This is a genomic window from Corallococcus sp. EGB (genome assembly GCF_019968905.1).
In the GTDB taxonomy this organism is placed as follows: Bacteria; Myxococcota; Myxococcia; order Myxococcales; family Myxococcaceae; genus Corallococcus.
The window spans coordinates 1,987,532-2,008,569 of sequence record NZ_CP079946.1 but is presented as its reverse complement, the minus strand read 5'-3'; the positions used below and the strand labels follow the sequence as shown (position 1 = coordinate 2,008,569).

Sequence of the window (21,038 nt, the reverse complement as noted above, 5' to 3'; positions counted from 1 at the left end):
TGAAGGCCGGGGCCCGCTGGCATTCCGCTGGCGGTGCCGGGCACCGTCAGCCTCGCGGAGGTCCTCTCCGGCGGTCAGGGCATGTCGAACAGCAGGCCCAGCCGCTTGAACTCGACCTTGTCGAGCGCCTTGAGGAAGGTCCCGAGCACCGACGGCTCCACGTTCACCACGTCGGCGGCGAGCAGGACCTTCTCGGGAAGAATGGTCAGGGCCATCCCCAACTGGACCATGGAGGGCGGGAAGACCTGCCAGTCGAGGATGGGCTCGGAGACGATGATGGGGGCCGTCGCTCCCGGCTGTCCCGACGCGGGGCCTGCCCCCGCGAGCAGATACATCGACTGGCCATAGACATACTGGGCTGCAGGGACGGCACACCGCTGTGGGTGGTGCACCGCGAGGACGGTTCCGTCTCCGTCCTCTCCGCGATCATCCCTCGGACGCGTGATGCGTCCTCCGTGGGGTTCACGTATTGGGTTCCCACGATGCGGCGCTTCGAAGGCACCTACGTCTGGGATGACCGGGGCACCGTGCTGGGCAACGAAGGTGGGGATGGCTGCATTGGTGAGTGTCCCGCCACCAAGGACATGCCCGACTCGGCGCGCGACCTGGATGCCTTCCAGGTGGAGCGGCTCGAAGGCGAGCCCGCGCGCATCCGCGTGGGTGCGCCCAGCGAAGGCACCTGGCGGCGGATCCCCCATGCCCCCCTTCCCTCCTGGAGCCAGGAGCCGTTCGAGAGCGCCCCGCGCGCTCTGTCCGTGGAACAGGCGATGGCGCTCCCCGAAGGAACCATCGTCAGCGTCAAAGGCGACGCGGTGCTCGCCAGCGCGTCACCGCCGCGCGTCTGCGTCCACTTGAACAGTGGGTCGTGCTGCGCCGAGGGCTCGCCGCGCCTCTACGACGTGGACGGCATCCCCCTGCGGCCGCACGTGGGCCCGGAGGTCTCCACCCACTTCGTTCCCCTGCTCCGCCGCTACCGGGATGGCTTCGTCCAGTACGACGTGGGCGCGAAGCTGGGCGCCCCCTACGGCGGTTCGGTGCTGGAAATCCCGCCGCCTCCGGACGTGGCCAACTGGGATCCGGCCCAGCCTCCCCGCGCTCCTCTCTGCCCATAGGCGCTCAGGCGGGCAGCAGGCCCCGAGCGCGGCGCACCACGCGCTCCACGCCGCTCTTCATGTGGTCCAACGGCAGGAAGCGGTTCACCGGCGTAGGCCGGTAACCCAGCGGCCCCAGGTGCTTGCGCAGCACGTGGTTGGCGCGCAGCGCGCGCAGGTGCCGGGCCGTCTCGCGGGTGTTGAAGATGATGGACAGCGACACGGAGACATCCCCCGTGCCGTTCTTCACGTAGTGCGGCGCCACGAAGGGGATGTGCAGCGCGTCCCCGGGCCCGAAGGCATAGCGCGTCGCCGTCGCGTCGAAGGTCTCGCGATAGCTCACCTTGGAACCCGAGCGCGCGACGAACGCCTCCAGGTCCGGCGCGGGGACCACCTGCTCATCCCACGCCTTCGAGATGTGCACCGCCTTGCTGCCCCGGAACTGCAGCAGCAGCGTGGAGTAGCGGTCCAGGTGGAAGGGCGTGACGCTGCCGGGGGACGCGATGAAGAGATACAGCATCGGATCCACGGCGCGACTTCCCACGCCCTGCGCGCGCATCAGGTCCTCCACCTCCGACAGGAGCGCGCGGTACAGCTCGTGGAAGCTGGGGTCCTGCTCCGGCGCGCGCAGCATGATGTACGAGTTGCTCGTCATCATGTTCTCCACGGTGTCCTTCAACGACAGGCCGGTGCGGTAGTCCACGTGCGCGCGGTCGAAGTCCGCGTCCTTGGGCAAGAGGCCGGAGCTGAAGAACACGTTGTCCGAGGGCAGCCGCTGCACCACGCCCGCCAGGTTCTCCAACTCCAGCGCGGGATGGCCCAGGAGCGTGTGACGGCACCGGAAGGACTCACGGTCGAACTGCAACGGCGACCCGACAGACTCGAAGATGCGCTTCACGGATGTGAGCTCCTCGTCGCGCGTGGCGACAGGTGATCACTCCATGGCAACAGAGCGTGGATACAGCCGTCAAAGTGGGGCGTTTTGCCCCGGGTTCTCATGGGGCGTTCTGCCCCGCGCTCCTCTGAAGACAGTCGAACTCGTGGAATGTGAAACGATTGGAATCCAACCAGACCCAGGCTGCCTGCCTGCCCTGCCGTCGCCCTCAGGGGAGGGACAGGCGCGGCCGGGAATCATGCCCATGTTTCACCTCACACCTCGATGGGAGGAGAAGACATGGCGCTGGAAGCAATCCTGTTGTGGGCGGTGATTGGCCTCATCGCTGGATGGCTCGCGTCCGCGGTGGTCGGCGGTGGCTACGGCCTGATTGGCGACATCGTCGTGGGCGTGGTGGGCGCTTTCCTGGGAGGATTCATCCTCCGGGCGCTCGGCACGGGAGCCCCCTTCGGCGGACTCGCGGGCACCATCTTCGTGGCGTTCATCGGAGCGGTGGTGCTGCTGCTGATACTGCGGCTCATCCATTCGAGCACCGTCCGAAGGGTCTGATCCGTCCGGCCTGAAGCCGCGGAGACCGCTCGCGCGGGGCGCATGCGTCCCGCGCGAGCGGTGCTTCCGGGCCTGATGACGCCAGACACCAGGGGCCTGACGGCAGTCACCAGGGCGGCGGCCCTCCGGCGCCTTGGTCACGTCTGTCCCCTGAGGAATTCCACAGGGTTACCTCTTCGATGAGCGTGTGGGGAGCATGGCACGCGCCGTGCTCTAGCCCCCTGCATCGCTGAACCGGCCGGCTGACCCCGCCGGCCCATCCGAACCTCGAGGAACCCCGCCATGGCGCTCTCCCCCCTGTCGAAGTCGTCCGTTGCCAGCTCCTCCTTCTCGCCCCGCACGTCCGCCACGGAGCTCTCCAGCCCGGTGGCGCGCCCCACGGCGGTGACGGCGGACGCGGTGAAGGCCAAGAGCGGCCCGGGTTCGCTCCAGGGGATGTTCCAGGCGGATGGCTTCGACGGCCCGGCGGGCGTGGGCAAGAAGGGCGCGCTCCAGGGAGCCAACCCGCTTCAGCAGCTGTTCGAGCTGGTCCAGACGCTGAAGCAGATGATGGAGATGCTCGGCGGAATGAGCGGCGCCGGTGCGCAGCAGGGCGCCGCGGCGGGCAGCGAGGGGGCGGCGGGCGTGGACGGCGCGGCGGGCGGCGAGGGGGCGGCGGGCCTCGAAGGCGCGGAAGGCAGCGAGGGTGCGGGCGTTGGCGAGGGCGCCGGTGAAGCGCCGCAGGCCCAGGCCGCTGCCCCCGCGGAGGCGGCCCCGGCAGCGCAGGGCACCCCGGCCCCCGCGGCCCCCAAGCAGCAGGCGCCTGTCTCCGGTCCCCCGTCCGTGGGCGCTCCGGGCGCGGCGAAGGGCAAGAACACCATCACCCTCAGCAACGACGGCGACAAGCCGATGACGGTGAACTTCACCCCCAACGCGGGTGAGAAGGCCATCGACTCCGTCACGCTCAAGCCCGGTGAGACCAGGACGGTGCAGTTCCCGGACAACTGGTCCGGCAACTTCCGCAGCGACAAGGGCGACGGCAAGAACGCGACGCTCGGTGAGGTGAAGTTCGACGGCGGGTTCGGGAACACGTACTACGACGTCAGCTACATCGAGGGTCACAACACCGCCATGACCATCCAGCCGGAGAGCGGCGGCCGCCTGTCCGGCACGATGGAGAACCTGCTCGCCTCCGCGCCCGACTCGGTGAAGGCCAAGGGAGCAGACGGCACGGCGTACGGCATCAAGAAGAGCACCACCTCCAACGTGCAGGATCCGGAGGTGGTAGACTTCTTCCGCAAGCACGTCGGCGCGGATCAGGGCTACGTCATCCCCACGGACGACGCGAGCACGCTGGGCAGCAACACCAGCAACCTGGTCGTCCACCTGAAGGACCTGGCCTGATTCCCCTCAACCGAGGCCCCCATCCATGAGCGTCCGCCTTCCGTCTGGTCTTCCCCGCCCGGGCCTGCCCCTGCAGAGCCCCGCGCAGGAGAAGGAGGAGAAGGCGCAGCAGCCCGGTGAAGGCAGGTCCTCGGGCAAGGCCTCCGCGAAGGGCGGCACCGGCAAGGGAGGCGTCGCCGTCAAGGGCGGCTCCGCGAAGGGCGCCTCCGCCAAGGGGGGCCTGGAGCAGGCCGGCCCCCAGGACGGCATGGACTTCGGGCGCTCGGGAGAGACCGAGCGCAAGGAAGGCGGCGGCGCGAAGGGCGCCCAGCAGCAGCAGACGGGGATGGCGTCCGGCACGTCCCAGGGCGCCGCCAGCCTGGGCTCACTGGAGCAGCCTCCGGCCCTCGCGGCCCAGACGCCCCAGACGGCCCCGGCGCTCCCCCAGCCGCCGCCAGCGGCGCCGCAGGTGGGCGTGCCGCCCCAGCTCGCGCGCCAGCCCGCCGCTTCGGAGTCCTCCCGGGAGCGCACCGCGACGGACGGCCAGTCGTCGGAGGCCGCGAAGCAGGCGCTGGAGGGCCGCGCGAAGCTGCGCATCGCGGTCCTCAACCGGCTCCACCGGGGGCTCACGGAGGTGGAGGGGAAGATGGGCGCCTTCCTCGCCAACCCCGGCCGCCAGGGCGTCGTCACCCTGCCCGTGGTGCTGAGCGTGAGCAGCGTCACCTTCGAGTGGTGGAAGTCCGCGAACGCGGTCCCCGAGGACCGGGCCTACCTGGCCCAGGTGCTGGGCGAGCCCGGCTCGGTGGACGACGCCACGCTGCTGGGCACGCTGCGCTCGGAGATTGCCCAGGCCTTCGCGGAGTTCCCCCGCACGCCGCAGGGCGTGGAGGCCCGCAGGCTGTACGAGGCCGTCCTCCAGAAGTACGAGGCCGCTCGCATCCAACCCATCATCGCGGGCCACGACACCGGCCCCGTGGTGGAGGAGTGCGCGCGGCTGGGCCTCCCTTGCGACAAGGACTTCACCCGCTCCGTGCTCCTGTCGCCGTGGATGCTGGCGGTGGGCCAGAGCCCGGACGAGGGCACCGCGGCGCAGGTGATGGTGGCCGGCCTCACCCTGCCCCAGCTGGGCGCGCTGGTGGGCCACCTGCGCCAGCTCAACCCGCTGCTCAGCAATGCCCAGCTGCGCGCGCTGCTCCTGCGCGCCTCCACGGACATGAAGCTCGCGCTGCGCAAGGTGATGGGCCAGCAGGAGGTGGAGCAGGTGCAGGCCCTGGCGCGCCAGCTCCTGCGGCTCAAGGCCGTGCAGCACCTCGCCGTCTGAAGGGGCGTCCTTCCAGCGTCAGGCGCGGAAGAAGGTGGGCCGCAGCGCCAGCTCCGCCGTCGGGTCCAACGTCACGGACGCGAGCAGCGCTTCGGCATCGGCGCGCGTCGCGTCCAGCCGGTGCGCCAGCTGCGTGTACGTGAAGGTGAAGGCCACCTCTTCACGCAGCACGTAGAACTGGAGCTGCGCGAGCGGCAGCGACTGCATCCGGAAGGTGTACTCGCGCAGCAGGCCGGCGTTGGCGCCGAAGGTGGCCTTGCGCTCCGACACCGGGTGGAAGGCCTCCGCCGTGGCGGATGGACCGGGGAGCCATGCGGCGTCAGTCCTATGAGGACTCGCGGCCGAAGTTGGACATGGCGCGCGAGCCGCCGCCGTCCGTGTTGCCGAGCGCGACGGCCTTCAGCCCGCCCTCCTGCGCGGCCTGGGCCTCGGACATGCCCTGGGCGCTTTCGACGATCATCATTCCGCCGCCCTGGTGCTGGTTCCAGCTGATCTCCATGGAGTCCGCGAGCCGCTGCGCGTCCACCGGAATCTTGGAGCCGGTGCTGGGGTCCTTGAGCAGGTAGCGGCCCTGGTCGTCCTTGCCCTCCACGGAGACCCAGTGCGCGCGGCCCGTCTCGCCCGGCTTCGTGGTGGGGTCCACCAGGCAGGAGTCCACCATCACCGCGCCCTTGCCGCCGCGGGCGAGCGCTTCGTCCAGGGCCTTCGTGTCCAGCTTCGCCGACGTCTGCGTCACCTTGGCGCCCTGGTTCGCCAGCATGTTGGACAGCTCATGCGGCGACGTGCCCTGGCCCTGCGTGAAGCGCGACTCCAGCGCGTCCATCTTCTCCTTGTTGGACGTGGGCTGGGTCTTGCTGCTGCCAATCTCGTTGCCCAGCATCACCGCCACCGCGGCGCCGCAGTTGTTCTGGTTGGTCTGCTTGAGCACGTCCGGGTCCGCGCCCACGTCGTCCCAGCCGCCCAGCTCCGGGGCCTGGGGCGCGTTGGCGAGCGTCCCGTTGACGCCCAGGTCCTGCGCCGACGCGCCGGAGACGGACTGGAAGCGGCTCGCCCACGCCTGGTTGAGGGCCTGCACCACGGCGAAGGCGTCCGTGGCCTGCTCCGTCTGGACGGCGGTGGGCGTGCCCTCCACCTGCGAGACGACCTTCGACTCCGGCAGCCCGACCTGCTGCGCGGTCTGCTGCGGCTGGGCGGACGGCTGCACCTGCGCCAGTTGCTGGAAGGTACGGAGGAGGTTGGAGGGAAGGTTCACGCTCACGGTCGTGGCTCCGGAGGGGGGAAGGGGGATGTCATCCTACCTGTGATGCCGCCCCGTGTTAAGGCTCCCCGGATGGATCCAACCCGTGCTTGCGCAGGAGTTTCCGGAGGTAGACACGGTCGATATCAGCTTCGCGAGAAGCCCTCGAAATGTTGCCTTCGCAGCGCTCGATGAGGTTCTTCAGGTAGTCACGTTCGAACACTTCGATGAGGTGCTCTTTGGCTTCCTTGAAGGGCAGGTCCAGGTCCGGACCCTTGCGGCCGTCCGCGCCCGGGGGCGCCTCCAGGTCCGGCAGGGCCTCCTCGCCCAGGTTGACGACCTGTTCCACCACGTTGCGCAGCTCGCGCACGTTGCCGGGCCAGGGGTACTGCATGAGCAGGGCGCGCGTCTGGTCCGACAGCGCACTCTGCGGCCGGCCCATCTGCTTGAGCATGTGGTCGATGAGCAGCGGGATGTCCTCCGGGCGCTCGCGCAGCGCGGGCAGCGTCACGCGCAGCACGGCGAGCCGGTGGAAGAGGTCGCGGCGGAACTTCCCCTGCTGGACGGCCTGCTCCAGGTTGACGTGTGAAGCGGCCACCACGCGCACGTTCACCGTGAAGTAGTCGTTGCCGCCCACGCGCTTCACCTGCCGGCGCTCCAGCACGCGAAGCAGGCGCGGCTGCAGCTCCAGGGGCAGCTCGCCAATCTCGTCCAGGAAGACGGTGCCGTTCTGCGCGCGCTCGAAGGCGCCGGCGCGGTCGCCCTGGGCGCCGGTGAAGGAGCCCTTCACGTGGCCGAAGAGCTCGGACTCGATGAGGGTGGAGGGCACACCCGCCAGGTCCACGATGACGAAGGGGCCCTTGGCGCGCGGGCTCTGCTGGTGGATGGCCTCCGCGCACAGGTCCTTGCCGGTGCCCGTCTCGCCGTGGATGAGCACGTCCGCGCCGCCGGGCGCCAGGCGCTCCAGCACGGTGAAGGCCTCGCGCATCTTGCGGCTCTGGCCCACGAGCGCGCCGAAGCGGTCGCGTGAGGACAGGGGCAGCGAACGCTCGCGCGAGTCCTCTGGCACCAGCTTCAGCTCCGTGGTGCCCAGGGTGATGACGCTGCCGGGGCGCAGCTCCATGGCGGTGAAGCGAAGCCCCTCCACGAACGAGCCGTTGTGCGAGCCCAGGTCCGTGGCGACGACGTGCTCGTCGTGCACCTCCAGCTTCAGGTGCTGGCGGGAGACGGCCTTGTCCGCGAGGACGATGTCACACGTGGGGTTCTTGCCCACGGTGTACGTCCCCTGCTTGAGCGGGTGGGACCTGCCGGCATCCGCGCCGGAAAGCACCCGGAGCACCATCCGCACCTGTCCCGCACGGCCCCGGTTCAGGGTGGCCGTGGCATCCAGGAGCGCCTCGTCCTCGTCTGGCGGCAGCGACACGGTGGCGGACGGTAGCACGCCCCGCCATCACCGCCAGCAGCCGCGCGTGTCGTCCTACCTGCGCCGGCCGCGAGGCGGCTTGCGGGCAGGCGGGCGGGGGGGCTCCTTGGGGAGGGTCTGAAGCCAGGAGTCCACCTCCCCCACGCGTTCGTCCATGCCGGACTCGCTGAAGCGCGCCCGGGCGCGGGTGGCCTCGCCTCGGGCCTCTGGGGACTGGCCCGTCTGGTACAGCGCCCGCGCCAGCGCGAAGCCGGACTCCGCCAGCGCATCCGGCGGCGCGGAGGCGAAGGACACCGCCAGCTGCAGCGGCGCCACGGAGTCTCGCGCCCGGCCCAGCCCCAGCAGCGCCTGGCCCACGCCGTCGTAGGAGGGCTGGAGGCCCTCGTCACCTTCGGGCAACAGCTCGCGCTTGAGGGCCACGGCCTGCTCGTAGGTCTTGAGCGCGTCGTCGTAGCGCTTCATCCCCAGCTGGCACATGCCCAGCTCGTCCAGCGCCTCCGCCACCTGGGGGCTCTTGTCGCCGTGGAGGGTCTTGTAGAGGTCCACCACCGCCTGGGCGTGCGGCAGGGCGCGCCCGGGCTGACCGGCCTCGCGCAGGGCCAGGGACAGCAGGCCGTGGCGGCGGGCCACGTCCGGGTGCACCGGCCCCACCGCCGCCTCGGTCCTCGCGAGCGACGTCTCCAACAACGGCACCGCGGCCTTCGCGTCGCCGGTGCCCAGCACCAGCCGGCCCAACAGGAAGAGCGCCCGCGCGCGCTTGGGGTGCTCGGAGGGCAGCGCCTTGTCGTAGAGGGCGCTGGCCTCCTCCAGGCGCTTCCTGGCCTCCTCCATGTGGCCCTGGGACATGGCGAGGTTGGCCTGGTTCACCTTCACGTCGGCCTCCAGCACGGGCTCGCCGCCCAGGCGCTGGAGGGTGGCCTCCGCCAGCTCGCCCCAGTTCGCCGCCGGGTCGTAGTGCTTCTGGCCATCCTCCACATAGAGGAGCTTGTTGAGGATGGCGACCTTCAGCCGGTCCGCCCGGCCGGCCTCCGCGTCGAAGACGGCGCGCGACAGGAGGCGGGACGCCTCCGGCGACTGGCCCGTCTGTTCCTGGAGCCAGCCCAGGTGGAAGCGCATCTCCGCCTTGAGCGGCAGGTAGCCCGTCTTCTCCACCGGCGCCTCCAGCGCCTTCACCGCCGCGAGCGCCGCCGGGTAGCGGCCCGCGTCCACCTGCGCGCGCACCTCCGACAGCTGATCCTCCAGCTTTTCAATCGCGTCGCGCAGGGCGGGGTCGGAGGGGCGGCGCTGCTGCTCGGCCAGTGACTCCACGTCCTCGCACTCGTGCAGCGCGGGCAGCGCGTGGGCCATGTCCACGGACTTCTCCACCATGGCGGCGTCCGCGCCGGACAGCAGGTCCACCGTGGCGCGCAGGTCCTTGCGGCGGCGCTCCAGGCACACCACCTGCCGGTCCAGCTGCTCCTCCGGCTTCACGCCGCTCACGCGCGCCTCCTCGCAGGCCAGGACGCGCTGGTGCTTCCACGCGTCCGCGTACTGCGCCAGCACCTGCGTGGTGCGTGAGGCCATTGCTTCCGCGAAGGGCTTCCCGGTGGCGCGGAAGGCGGACTCCACCCGCGCCTTCGCGTCCGGCGTCCAGACGGTGTCCATCCCCGCGCCCGCGTCCACGCACACCTGGGACTGCTGCCACGCCACGCCGCCCGCCACCGCGAGCGCGGTGGTCATCGCGCCCGCCGCCCCCAGCCAGCGCTTGCGCTGTCCGTGGCGCTGCTCCTGGGAGAGCGCGTCGAGCAGGGCCTGCATCGAGGCGAAGCGCGCGTCCGCGTCCAGGGACAGCCCGCGCAGCACCGCCTGGCGCACCCAGCCGGGCACCTTCGCGTCGCGCGGGGGCTCGCGGATGAGCGCGGGCGGCGGCGCGATGACGGGGGCCCTGGCCGGCGCGGGGCTCAACGACTGCGTGCCGCCCAGCGACGCCGTGCCGCCCAGCGACGCCGTGCCGTCCGCCTCCGCTTCCGCGGTGCGGCTGGCGGAGGCGTAGGCCTTGATGCTGCCGGGGTCGAAGGGGCGCGTGCCGTAGAGCGCGCCGTAGAGCGCCGCGCAGAAGCTGAACTGGTCCGTGCGCGCGTCCAGCGGCGTGCCCCGGAACTGCTCCGGGGACATGTAGTTGGGCGTGCCCACCAGCAGGCCCGCTTCCGTGAGCGTGGTGTCCAGCATGCGCCGGTCCGAGGACTCCAGCACCTGGGCCTCCTCCGGCGTGGCCGCGGCCTCCGGGGCGTCCCCCACCTGCCGCGCCAGGCCGAAGTCCGTCACGTAGACGCGGCCCGCGTGGCTCACCAGCACGTTGGCGGGCTTGAAGTCGCGGTGCACCAGCCCCGCCGCGTGCGCGGCCTGCAGGCCCCGGCCCGCCTGGAGGTAGCGCTCCAGCACCTCGCGCCAGGACGGCTTCGCCTCCTTCAGCCACGAGCCGAGCGTGCCGCCCTCCACCAGCTCCATGGCGACGAAGACCTGGTCGCCCCACATGCCCACGTCGAAGACGGGGATGACGTTGGGATGGGACACGCGCGCCATGGCCTGCGCTTCACGCAGGAGCCGCGAGCGCGCCTCCTCGTTGTCCCGGTTGGCGCTCGGGTGCAGCAGCTTGAGGGCGATCTTCCGGTCCAGGTCCGGGTCATAGGCCGCGTACACCACGCCCATGCCGCCCTGCCCCAGCTTGCGCAAGAGCAGGTAGCGGCCCACCTGGGGAACGGGCGGGACGTCCTCCGCGCGGCGAGGCCGGGGGCCCGTCCCATATCCTCCCGAGCCCCGGCCCGTCCCCGCGCCGGAGCGCACGGAATCCGAATTGCCGGTGCCGGTGCTTCGCCTTCCGGTGTCTCTCTTCGTCATGGGGCCGTGACCTGATCCGCGAGTCTACCGCCGGCCGTCGCCCGCTCCGAACATCCTTCCGCGACGCGTCAACCCAGGACGCCTGCCTGGTGACGGTCGTCATCAGCGCCAGGAGCGTGGTCACCAGGGCCTGCGCACAGGGTGGGACACAAACCCCTGGAATCTGGAGGACGCCGGGGGCGCGGCGGCTGGCATGCGGGCCGCAATGGGGGAGCCCATCGCCGTCCTCGCAGCCCTCCCCTTCTGGAGTCCCCCATGGTCCTCCCCCCCGCCCTCCGGAAGCCGCTGTCTCCCGTCAGCCCTCCCGCCGTCGCCGAGAAGCCGGCCGTGGCCGCCCCCCAGGCCGCGCCCGTGGAGGCGAAGAAGCCCGCCTCTGTCGTGGCGGACGGGTTCGACGCGAAGAAGCCGGCCGCGGGCCCGGACCTGACCGGCGTGGGCAGCGCGGTGAAGGCCGCCGTGGACGCGAAGCCGGCGGTGGTCCCCCAGCTGCGCGTGGGGCTGGCGGCGACGGGAGCGGCCCCGCCCGAACGCCAGACGGTGTCCGGCGAGGACAAGGCGAAGCAGGCGGTGGACCTGAAGACGGTGGGCGAGGCCCGACAGGAGACGGCGGACGCCCAGCAGGCCCTGCGGGAGAAGACGACCCAGGAGGCCGACCGGCTCTTCGCCATGGCGGCTGGCCAGGCGCAGGTCCCCGAAGGCGCCAGCGTCAAGCGCGTGTCCGACAGCGAGGTGGAGCTCACCCGCGTCAACGGCCAGAAGGAAGTCGTGGAGCGCTCCGTCGCGACGAAGAAGGACGGCGCGGTGGTGATGGACAGCGCCACCTACGAGGACGGCGTCAACAAGCGCGACCGGCTGGAGATGAAGGCGGACGGCGCCACGCGGGTGGAGCGCGCGGAGTGGAAGGGCGACAAGAACGAGGCGGCGGACCTCAAGTCCTTCGGTGACATCTCCAGGACCCGCGACGCGGGGCTGACGTACACGCGCAACGAGGTCTCCCTCGAGAAGAACCAGGACGGCGACCGGCTCCACGCCGACGAGTACTCGCAGGTGAACGGCAACGCCGAGGGCAGCCGCACCTCGTACTACCAGCAGAAGGGCGGCGGCAGCATCGACAACAAGCTCAAGGGCCCGTTCGACTTCAGCAAGCCGGTGGACCGTTCGGACACGTATTCGTATTCCATTCCGGCGCCGGACGCGGACGGCAAGCAGGCCCCGCCGCAGTACAGCCGCGTGCAGAACTTCTCGCAGGACAACGTGAAGGCCACGTCCTACGTGGACCGCACGCTGGACGGCCACACGCAGTTCGCCGGTGAAGGCCCGCACACCTACGAGGACATGGCCCGGGTGCGCGACGAGTACTCCCAGCACGGGGGCGAGGACTACGACGCGGACAAGACGGGCGACGGACGCCCGCCGAAGCGCTGGACGGTGGACCTGCAGAAGGGCGCGGACCGGCTGGACTCGCAGACCTTCATCGAGGGCTTCCCGGACGCGACCCTCAAGACGGAGAAGACGCGCGAGGGCAGCACCGTGAAGGAGAAGTTCGAGGGCAAGACCTTCGAGAAGGCGGACTCCTCCAAGCGCGTGCCGGTGAGCGGCGAGTCCTCCACCACCTACGCCCAGGACGGCTCCATCGAGAAGCTGGACAGCAAGAGCCGCGAGCCGGACGGCTCCGACCTGGAGCAGCACTACCAGGGCAGCCGCAAGGCCACGGACCAGGGCCTGGAGCTCCAGGAGTCGCTGGAGACGAAGCGCACGAAGGACGGCAGGACGGAGAGCGTGCTCAAGGAGGACACGTCGCTGTTGTCGGATCAGGGCGCGCAGCTGGTGGGCTCGCGCACCACGGTGACGGACGCGGATGGCCGCCAGGGCATCCACGAGGTGGGCAAGGACGGCGAGCGGATGCGGCTGTCCGGCAAGGGCGGCGCGGACATGCGCGACGTCACGGACGCGGAGGCCTTCAAGGACGACGCGTTCGGCAAGGTGCTGCTGGAGCAGGCGTCCATCTCCACCGCGAACACGGTGAACCAGTACGCCAACAGCGGCGGCGCGAAGGCGCTGACCGTCCTCCAGGGGCTGAGCCAGGATGCGGGCCGGCTGCCAGCGAAGGCGACGGAGGTCCTGGGCCGGGACGCCCTCTCCAAGGGCCTGAACGCGGCGCAGGGCGGCGCGAGCGCGCTGGGCGGCGTGGCGGGCGTGGTGGCGGGCGGCATGACGCTGTCGCGAGGCATCCGCGAGAACAACATGCCGGACATCGTGAAGGGCGTGGCGGACACGGCCAACGGCGCGGCGAGCATCTACACGGGCGGCAAGGGCTTCACGGAGGCCATCAAGGGCTTCAAGAACGCGGGCGCGCTCACCACGACCTCCAACACAGCCAACGCGGCGAAGAGCATCCCCTGGGCGAAGACCCTGGCGGATCCGAAGGTGGGCAGCGCGCTCACGAGCACGGTGCTGGATTCGGTGAAGGGCATGGGCGGCATCGGCAAGGTGGCCGGCACGGCGGCGGGCCTGGGGAGCAAGGCGCTCTCCGCGCTCAAGGCGGCGGGCGGCGCGGCCAACGTGCTGGGCGCGGTGGGCGGCGCGGCGGGCGGCGTGATGGACATCGTCAACGGCGCGAAGGCGAACGACGGGGCGCAGATCGCCAAGGGCGCGGTCGGCATCGCGGGCAGCCTGGGCGGCGCGGTGGCGGTGGGCGCGATTGGCGGCCCCCTGGGCATGGCCGTGGGCGCGGGCATCGGCTTGCTGACCTTCGGCTTCGGGAAGCTCATGGACCTCATCAGCGACAAGCCGCACAAGATCGCCGAGCTGCAGATCGACTGAGGCGAAGCACGGAGCGGGGCGGCGGTGGAATCGGAGCCACCGCCGCCTCCTCGACTTCAGCGCTTCCCGCGCAGGGTGCGCTCGTAGTCCTCGTAGCGCAGCTTCGCGATGGTGCGCCGGTCGCGGGTGCGCACCACGATTCCTTCCGGGTGCTTCGCGGCCCCGGCATCCAGCGCGCACCGGGTCGAGGGCGCGTGCTCGCGCAGCCAGGCGGACGCGCCCTCCAGGTCCTTCGGGAGCGCGGCGCCGTCCTGTTCGAGGATGCGCGGCGTGGTCTCCAGTCCGTGCTCGCGGGTGAAGACCTGGAGCGCGTCCTCGGTCACGAAGGGCTGGCCGCCGGACTCACGCCAGCCGGCGATCTGCTCCGCGGACCAGGCGAGGGGCGTCTCGTAGTCGTTGAGGCGGATGACATCGAAGACGCGGTAGCCCACGCGCTTCTCGGCCGTGTACTGCTTGCTGTGGGCGGTGACGTTGCCGCCGTACACCTCGCCGAAGACGACGGTGATGCCGCCCGCGTCGAGCCGCTTCCCGAGCAGGGCGTCCGCCACCGGGCGCAGGTGCTCCACGATGCCCAGGGCCGGGTTCCCGATGAGGTCACCGCTCGCGTAGAGGAACTCCTCGCGGCTGCCGAGCAGGTACGTGCCGTCCGGCAGGAACACGATGCGCGCGTTGGTGCCGTCCACCTTCTCCGTGCCGACCACGGGTCCGTCGAACGCGATGGCGGGCTCGGCCAGCCGGCCCTTGTCGCCCATCGTGTGGTACGTGGGAATGGACGGGTACTTCGTCAACGAGTTGAGCGTGCGCAGGTTGGCGGTGCGGACGGAGAACGTCATGGCGCGGCCTCGGTGTGTGGGGGGCGACGGTAGCAGAAGCCCCGGGCGGCTCGCGGGACGCCGGGGCTCGCGGGCACCTGACATGCGGTAGGCGCCAGGCCCATGGGCATGTACGGAGAGGTCCTGGGCATCGGCCCGTTCCGCCGCGAGCTGGTGCCGTATCTCCAGCAGCCGGACGCATGGCACGAGGGAACGCACGAGGGCGCGGTCATCGTCGTGCCGGTGTTCGACGCCCCCGAGGGCAGCACCCGCAGCCAGAAGCTCGCCCACTGCATGGGGGCGGAGGCGTGGGACTTCAACACGCACGCGATCGACCCGTGGCACGTGGACGTGGAGGCGGTGCGGCTGTTCCTGAATCCCGGAGAGGAGCACCGGCTGAAGTGCTTCCTGAAACTGCGGGACGCGGGCTTCGCGTTCTTCTTCAGGCCGAACGGGTAGGCCCTGTGTCCATCCGTCGCGATCTCCGCGAAGGACGCGGAGGAGGTGCTGGCGACCTTCGACCGGGAGGGCCTGCTCGAAGCGGTGCTGCTCGTGCACCGGTGCCTGGACCTGGACCTCTTGGACATCACCTATGCCGTGGAGCCGTTGCTCCGGCACACCGGGCGCTACACGGGGCCCAAGGAGCTGGGCCTGGAGGCAGAAGTGGTCGCCACGGGGGTCTTCCACCGTGGGCTCGCGGCTCACATGGACTACGGCGCGAAGCGGTATGCCGACACGCGAGAAGGCACGAGGATGCTCGTGTCCTTCGTCAATGCCGGACTGGGGGCCTTCCAGGCGGAGGTCCTCGCCCACTGCATGGGCGCGACGGCCTGGGACTTCAACACGCACGCCATCGAGCCCGAGCGGGTGCGCATCTCGGACCTCGCTTCCCTCTTGATGGACGACGCGCTGGTGACGCGGTTCCACGCGCTGGGCGACGCGAGGTTCCAGTTCTTTTTCCGCGTGCGCCTCTACAGCATCCCCTTCTGACGCTCACTTCACCGTGAGGACGCGCGTGTCGGTGTTCTGCACGCCCTTCCAGTCCGTCACGGTGAAGCTTGCGCGGTACGTGCCCTTCGCCGTGTAGCGGTGCGTCTGGAGCGCGGTGGGCCTGCCCCGCCCCGTCGCCTTCGCGCTGCCATCTCCAAAGTCCAGGCTCCACGCGTCGTTGCCGGTGCCCGTGGTGGACTGGAAGCCCGTGCTGCCGGAGAGGTCGAACGTCACGGTGAGCGGTGCCATGCCCGTCGTGATGGAGGGCTGGAGCCAGGCCGCCGCGGTTGCGTGCGTGTAGCCGCTCGCGCCGAGCACCTGGAAGCCGTCCACGCTGGACGCCGAGGAGTCCAGCCACCACGAGCAGGTGCCGGTGGTGTGGAAGTACGACGCGACCTTGATTTCAGGGTGGCGCTTGAACGTGTCCAGCGCGTCGCGCAGCCACTGGCCCTTGCGGCCGGGCACGCTCGAGTCCTCCACGGAGCCCCACTCCGGCAGCATCACCGGTTTGCCCCTGGCATTGGCCCACGCGAGCACCGGAGCTACCGCCTCCTCCAGCGAGCGCCACGTGTCGCCCGCGTTGGGATTGCAGCCGTTCCAGTTGTAGGCATCCGCGCCCACCCAGTCCACGTAGGAGCTGCCCGGCCAGAACGCGTCCGCCGCGCCTGACTGGAAGCTGGAGGGGACAAGCGTCATCGAATAGCTCACGTTCGTCACGCCCTGCTGACGGAACACCGTGACCAGGCGCCGGAACGCCGCAGCGAACTCCGCGGGCGTGCCGTGAGCGGTGCCGGCCATGTCCGGCTCGTGGTTGAAGATGAGGAACAGCGGCTTGCCCGTGCCCTTCAGGGCCAGCGCATGCGCCTTGAGTTGTGAGTCCTCCGCGCCGCTCGCGATGCTTGCCCAGGACACGCCGCTGCCGTCCTGCCGCTTCGCCGTGATGGACAGGAGCGGGATGCGGCCGCGCTCCAGGTCCGCGAGCAGGAACTTGTTCGGCTGCGCTTCGTCCCACACCGCGTAGATGCGGTGCACGTCCATCTTCCGCGCCGCCAGCCGCTCCAATGCGTCCAACGCCGCCGCGTGGTCCTCCGTGCCACGCTTGCCCGCGAACGCGCCGAACAGGACGCCCGAGGCCGGCTCGAACGTGACCGCCGCTACCGCAGCCGTCAGCCCCGTCTCGCCGGAGTCCTCCATCGGCCCGCAGCCGGTGAAGCCCACCAAGAGGGCAAGCCCTCCGCCAGGAAGAGAAGAAATCCACTTCGGGACGGAGAAACGGCGCATGAGGGGGCTCCGGGGGAAAGGAAGCCCCAGGGTGCCAGCCCGGCTCGGCAGCTGTCGACGGCCGCCCTCCGAAGGAGACCACGGCTACGGTTCATCCCAGCCCGCTCTCCATCCCTCGTCGCTCAGCATCGGCATGCAACCACAGGGGTCTGACATGGACGCGTGGCCCCACTGCTCACGTCGCGCCATGGAGGGCGAGCCCCCGGGCCGCATGCGCCGAAAACCTGTCCGACTGTCGGACAGGTTCGCAACCCAGGGCCACGTACGCCGAAAACCTGTCCGACCAGTTCGCAGCCCAGGGCCACCACGCACGGCGGAAACCTGTCCGACAGGTCCGGAGGACAGTGCCGCTGGCGCCGAAACCTGTCCGACTGTCGGACAAGCTCGACGGCTCGCGCCTCAGGTTGCGAAAACCTGTCCGACTGTCGGACAGGTCCGGAGCCCAGGGGCGCGGGTGCCGCAAACCTGTCCGACTGTCGGACAAGCTCGATGGCTCGCGCCTCAGGTTGCGAAAGCCTGTCCGACAGCCCAACGACCGGACGCGTTCGCGGGGTCGTGCCCCAGGCTGCGAAGACCTATCCGACTGTCGGACACATTCGTGGTTCCGAGGCTCTTTGACGGACGGAGCCCTGTCCGACTGTCGGACACGTTCGTGGCCCCCGGCTTCAGGCTGCGAAAACCTGTCCGACTGTCGGACAGGTTTCTGGACAGCGCGCCCGGCAGGCGGGCCCTTTCCGTGACTCCACCTTCGCGCCTACGGCTACACCTCGTCGCGGGCTGCGGCTGCCGCCCCTGGCTCCATCTTTGCTTTCAGGCGGACAGGGCCATCGGGGACCACCACGGTCTCGGCACGGATCTCATGCGGGTGCCCGTCCAGCACACGGCGCGGCTTGTCGCCGGGCTCCGCGTGGCGCTCGTCCTGGTGGTGGGTTTCCAATCGGAGTGGCGTGGATGAACTTGCGGCACCCCTTCAGCGCTGGCGCATCCGGATGCGCAGGCACTCCGCGACTTCCTCCCGCAGAACTTCCGGGAAGCCCGACAGGCCTGGCGTGTCGTTGCACTCCTACAGCGTGGAGGTGCCATCCTTTGCCTGGAGGAAGTCCAAGCCCAGCACGTACGCCCCCAGGTGCCGCATGGCCCGGCGTGTGTACTCCGCGAGCTCCGGCGGCGGATCAATGCCCTGGTACCTGCGCGTGTCGACGTTGGCCTTCCAGCCCGCGCTCTCCCGCGTCATCGCCCACATGCGCTCGCCACCGCGAGGCAGCGGACGTCTCGCTCATCGTCGATGAAGGGCCCGACGGCCGCGTGGTCGTCTGCGGCGAAGAGGAGGTCCGAGAGCTCCGTCCACGCTCCGGCGTCGCGCACCAGCGCCTTCCCGAACCCCGCATGGGGGTTGCCGACCTTGACGACGAACGGCACGGGCCGATCCAACCGGCGCAACATGTCGTCGCTGAGCGCGGCGTCGAATGGGATGGCCGGCAGCCCTGCCTCGCGCATCACCGCAAGGATTGACAACCGGTCGTGACAGCGCGCCAACACGGGCGCCGGGTTGGTGCAGGGCACGCCGCTCAAACGGATGAGTTCCAGCGCCGCGCGGTGCCTGGGGTCGGGGCGGATGCCCATACCCGCCAGAGCACGCCGTCCAGCCGGGTCGCGGCTTCGCGGGTGATGCACCAAAGGTCTCCGCCGCGAAGGACCCAGGAGCACTCCTGGAGCCTGCGGTAGACGACCTCGCACTCCGGAAAGTAGCGCTACCAGGACTGTTCACCGTTGATGACCGCGAGAGTCGGTCTCGTCCGGCCATCATTCCACGTCCTGGCTTGGACCGCGCTCGGGCAGGCCCCCTTCCCTGTCCGGTCTGGACGGAAGCCTTTTCCCCATGACGCGCCGGTTGACGCGCGTCCCTGGCACCCCTCTTATCTGCTCCTCACCTTGAGCAGGAGTCCCCGTTGGCAGGTGTCCCGGTTGAATTGACCCCGGAGGAGTACGAGGCAGTCACCCGGCGGCCCGGCATGTGCGTCGTGGACTTCTGGGCGCCGTGGTGTGAACCCTGCCACGCCTTCGCGCCAATCTTCACCGAGGCGGCCGCGCGGTTCCCGGACATCCGGTTCGCGCGGCTCGACGCGGAGGCGCACGAGGCGGTGGCCGAGCCGCTGGGCATCGATGCCTATCCCACGCTCGTCGCTTTCAAGGACGGCCTGGAGGTCCACCGCGTCTCCGAGGCGCTGTCCACCGAGTCGCTGAACCGGTTGCTGAACGCGCTGAAGGCCGTGGACGTCGCGGAGGAGAAGCGCCGCATCGCCAACCGTGAGCGGACCGCGGCGGGCCAGCGCCCCTCCGGTGTCCCCGAGGGCGCCACCTGGGACGACAGCGACGAGGAGTGGTCCTCCGGCCCGAAGGATGACAAGGGCCGGCCCCACGGCACGTGGCGGTACTGGCGCGCCGACGGCACCCTCTGCAACGAATGCATCATGAAGCAGGGCACGCCGCACGGCCCCTTCAAGCGCTTCCATGAAGACGGCTCGGTGTCCCAGGAAGGCGCCTTCGAACAGGGCCAGCTTCATGGCCCGCGCACCTGGGTCGCCTCCGAGCACTTCACCACCGAACGCATGCACGAAGGCGGCGTGAGCGAGCGCGTGCGCCGGACGGTGATGCACTACGAGCACGGCACCGTGCGGCAGGTGCTGCACTACGACGGCAAGGGACAGCGCGTGGTGCCCTCCACCGGTGAGCCCTACCCCACCCGCCCCGCCCACGTGCCCGAGGACGCCGAGCTGCGCGAGGACCTGAACCAGTGGGCGAAGGTGATGCTCAACGCGGACGGCGAACGCCACGGCCTCACGCGCTTCTGGGACCCGAACGGGCAGCTCCTGTGGGAGGCCGAGTTCGAGAACGGCCGGCGCCACGGGCGCTACGGGTCGCGCGCGGAGAACCAGTACGCGGACTTCCGGGTCCACTTCGAGGAGGGCCGGGCCGAGGGCGACCTCGCGTGTGGCGAGTGGTCCCTGCTGGACTCGCAGCGGGCGGTGGTGCTCACGCGCGACCTGGGCCGGGCGATGGATGAGCGGACGCTGGCGCATTCGCCGGTGTTCTCGAACCTGGCCCGGAGCGCGGAGGACTGGCACGAACTGGCGAAGGAGGCCCGCGCGGACCGGCGCTACCGCGAGGCCCTGCTGGCCACGGCGCGTGCGTGCGCTACATCCCTGGATGTCCAGCAGCTGAAGCAAGGCCTGGAGGAGCTGACGCTGCCTCGGACCCAGGGCTCGGCGCTCGCGGTCGCGGACGAGGTGGTGGAGGAGGCGGGCCAGGCGTGGGCCCCCATGGCGGATGCGCTCATGCGCGGCGGAGAGGCCGCCACGCTGCTGCGGGCGTACGCGGTGCTGCTGGACCAGACGGACCGGCCTCGCGCGGCGCTGGACTTCCTGCACGCGGCGATGCTGCTCGCGCCGGAGCGCAAGGCGTACCTGTTCACCCGCGGCCTCATCCTGTTGAACCTGGGCGTGGCGGACCAGGCGCGGAAGGACGCGGAGGGGCTCGCGGAGGTGGAGCCGGAGACCGCTGCGTTCCTCGACACGTACGCGCGGGCGTTGTTCCCCCGGTTCGACTTCTGGGCGGGCCAGGAGCCGCCGCGCTGCACCTACGACGGCCTTCCGGAGAAGCCCGCGCAGCCCCTGGAGTCCATCCAGCAACTGGTGTGCAAGTACGCTACGCGGCTCCAGGCGATCCGCGGCGTGCTGCTCCAGCGGATCAAGCCCGGCGCCGAGGTGTCCTGGCTGCCGCCGGACCTGTCAGGCCTGCTGGGCGACGGGCCCGTGGCGCTGAAGCAGTACGAGTTGGAGCGGGACGAGGACGCGCAGGTGGAGGTCGATGAGACGGTCGACCTGGAGATGGGGCTCGCGGACCTGACTCTGATGTTGCGTGGAGACTGGAGCGCGTTGTCGTGGCTGTTGTGGTCGTGCGGGGAGACGACGTTCCGCATGCCTGCTCGCATCGCGCCTCCGGAGGATTACGGACAGGCGGTGGGGCAGGCCTCGCAGCGGCTGTGGCAGTGCCGGGACCGCAAGTTCCGCGGGAGCGCCAGCACGACGAAGCCCGGCCAGGGGTTCCTGTTCGAGGGCGTCTCGCTCGGCGACCTGCACCCGAACCTGGTGTCCATCGCGGAGCGGCAGTACGCGGAGACGCAAGCGATGTTCTATTGGCTCAATGACCCGGATCACGTCTCTCCGTGGCAGAGCAATCTGAGGGGCAGCTAGGCATGAAGCGGATTCGTGAAACCATTGAGGTCGCCGAGCCCCTGTGGCGGGCGCTGGAGCAGATGAGCCACGACCTGGGCGTAGACCGGAATGCCCTGGTGGCCCAGGCCCTGTTCATGCTCGC

The 21,038-nt window shown here is 70.5% G+C and carries 17 protein-coding genes and 1 pseudogene; 8 read left to right on the top strand and 10 right to left on the bottom strand.

What is annotated here, in order from left to right; translation table 11 throughout:
- Positions 1–74: 74 nt before the first annotated feature.
- Positions 75–335, bottom strand: coding sequence for a hypothetical protein (locus KYK13_RS08340; protein ID WP_223643445.1), 261 nt, complete (start codon positions 333–335; stop codon positions 75–77).
- 147 nt (positions 336–482) lie between these two features.
- Here KYK13_RS08340 and KYK13_RS08335 point away from each other — a divergent pair, with 147 nt between their 5' ends.
- A complete protein-coding gene (locus tag KYK13_RS08335; RefSeq protein WP_223643443.1) occupies positions 483–1,112 on the top strand; it encodes a hypothetical protein in 630 nt (209 codons plus the stop codon).
- 4 nt (positions 1,113–1,116) lie between these two features.
- On the opposite strand, the gene KYK13_RS08330 is transcribed toward KYK13_RS08335, so the two are convergent.
- Positions 1,117–1,989, bottom strand: a complete 873-nt coding sequence (locus KYK13_RS08330; protein ID WP_223643442.1) for a JmjC domain-containing protein — start codon at positions 1,987–1,989, stop codon at positions 1,117–1,119.
- A gap of 276 nt (positions 1,990–2,265) precedes the next feature.
- On the opposite strand from KYK13_RS08330, the gene KYK13_RS08325 reads away from it, so the two are divergent.
- The 3 genes from KYK13_RS08325 (at position 2,266) to KYK13_RS08315 (ending at position 5,218) form a co-directional block, all read left to right on the top strand.
- Positions 2,266–2,535, top strand: a complete 270-nt coding sequence (locus tag KYK13_RS08325; RefSeq protein WP_120525713.1) for a GlsB/YeaQ/YmgE family stress response membrane protein — start codon at positions 2,266–2,268, stop codon at positions 2,533–2,535.
- A gap of 282 nt (positions 2,536–2,817) precedes the next feature.
- Positions 2,818–3,918, top strand: coding sequence for a hypothetical protein (locus tag KYK13_RS08320; RefSeq protein WP_223643440.1), 1,101 nt, complete (start codon positions 2,818–2,820; stop codon positions 3,916–3,918).
- Positions 3,919–3,943: 25 nt separating this feature from the next.
- Positions 3,944–5,218, top strand: coding sequence for a hypothetical protein (locus KYK13_RS08315; RefSeq protein ID WP_223643438.1), 1,275 nt, complete (start codon positions 3,944–3,946; stop codon positions 5,216–5,218).
- 18 nt (positions 5,219–5,236) lie between these two features.
- On the opposite strand, the pseudogene KYK13_RS08310 reads toward KYK13_RS08315, so the two are convergent.
- The 4 genes and pseudogenes from KYK13_RS08310 to KYK13_RS08295 all read right to left on the bottom strand — a co-directional run.
- Positions 5,237–5,494 (bottom strand): annotated as a pseudogene (locus KYK13_RS08310) (DcrB-related protein); the annotation flags it as partial.
- 49 nt (positions 5,495–5,543) lie between these two features.
- Positions 5,544–6,476: a hypothetical protein gene (locus tag KYK13_RS08305; RefSeq protein WP_223643434.1), complete on the bottom strand. Its 933-nt coding sequence runs from the start codon at positions 6,474–6,476 to the stop codon at positions 5,544–5,546.
- 58 nt (positions 6,477–6,534) lie between these two features.
- Entirely contained in the window at positions 6,535–7,797 is a 1,263-nt protein-coding gene (locus KYK13_RS08300) for a sigma 54-interacting transcriptional regulator (protein WP_223646560.1), read from the bottom strand.
- Positions 7,798–7,932: 135 nt separating this feature from the next.
- Entirely contained in the window at positions 7,933–10,755 is a 2,823-nt protein-coding gene (locus KYK13_RS08295; RefSeq protein ID WP_223643432.1) for a serine/threonine-protein kinase, read from the bottom strand.
- 255 nt (positions 10,756–11,010) lie between these two features.
- Here KYK13_RS08295 and KYK13_RS08290 point away from each other — a divergent pair, with 255 nt between their 5' ends.
- Positions 11,011–13,578, top strand: a complete 2,568-nt coding sequence (locus KYK13_RS08290; RefSeq protein ID WP_223643430.1) for a hypothetical protein — start codon at positions 11,011–11,013, stop codon at positions 13,576–13,578.
- Positions 13,579–13,634: 56 nt separating this feature from the next.
- Here the strand turns inward: KYK13_RS08290 and KYK13_RS08285 are convergent, their stop codons facing one another.
- Entirely contained in the window at positions 13,635–14,411 is a 777-nt protein-coding gene (locus tag KYK13_RS08285; RefSeq protein WP_223643428.1) for an RNA ligase family protein, read from the bottom strand.
- A gap of 102 nt (positions 14,412–14,513) precedes the next feature.
- On the opposite strand from KYK13_RS08285, the gene KYK13_RS08280 reads away from it, so the two are divergent.
- A complete protein-coding gene (locus KYK13_RS08280) occupies positions 14,514–14,849 on the top strand; it encodes a hypothetical protein (protein ID WP_223643427.1) in 336 nt (111 codons plus the stop codon).
- A gap of 45 nt (positions 14,850–14,894) precedes the next feature.
- Positions 14,895–15,380: a hypothetical protein gene (locus KYK13_RS08275; protein ID WP_223643425.1), complete on the top strand. Its 486-nt coding sequence runs from the start codon at positions 14,895–14,897 to the stop codon at positions 15,378–15,380.
- 3 nt (positions 15,381–15,383) lie between these two features.
- Here KYK13_RS08275 and KYK13_RS08270 read toward each other — a convergent pair whose 3' ends face one another.
- The 3 genes from KYK13_RS08270 to KYK13_RS08260 all read right to left on the bottom strand — a co-directional run bounded on the left by KYK13_RS08270 (position 15,384) and on the right by KYK13_RS08260 (position 18,284).
- Positions 15,384–16,661, bottom strand: coding sequence for a PKD domain-containing protein (locus KYK13_RS08270; RefSeq protein ID WP_223643423.1), 1,278 nt, complete (start codon positions 16,659–16,661; stop codon positions 15,384–15,386).
- 1,063 nt (positions 16,662–17,724) lie between these two features.
- Positions 17,725–17,904, bottom strand: a complete 180-nt coding sequence (locus KYK13_RS08265; protein ID WP_223643421.1) for a hypothetical protein — start codon at positions 17,902–17,904, stop codon at positions 17,725–17,727.
- Positions 17,892–18,284, bottom strand: a complete 393-nt coding sequence (locus tag KYK13_RS08260; RefSeq protein WP_223643420.1) for a hypothetical protein — start codon at positions 18,282–18,284, stop codon at positions 17,892–17,894. The genes KYK13_RS08265 and KYK13_RS08260 overlap by 13 nt, the downstream gene beginning before the upstream one ends.
- 326 nt (positions 18,285–18,610) lie before the next feature.
- Between KYK13_RS08260 and KYK13_RS08255 the strand changes: the two genes are divergently transcribed.
- On the top strand, positions 18,611–20,914 hold the full coding sequence (locus KYK13_RS08255) for a thioredoxin family protein (RefSeq protein ID WP_223643418.1): 2,304 nt from the start codon (positions 18,611–18,613) through the stop codon (positions 20,912–20,914).
- Positions 20,915–21,038 lie beyond the last annotated feature (124 nt).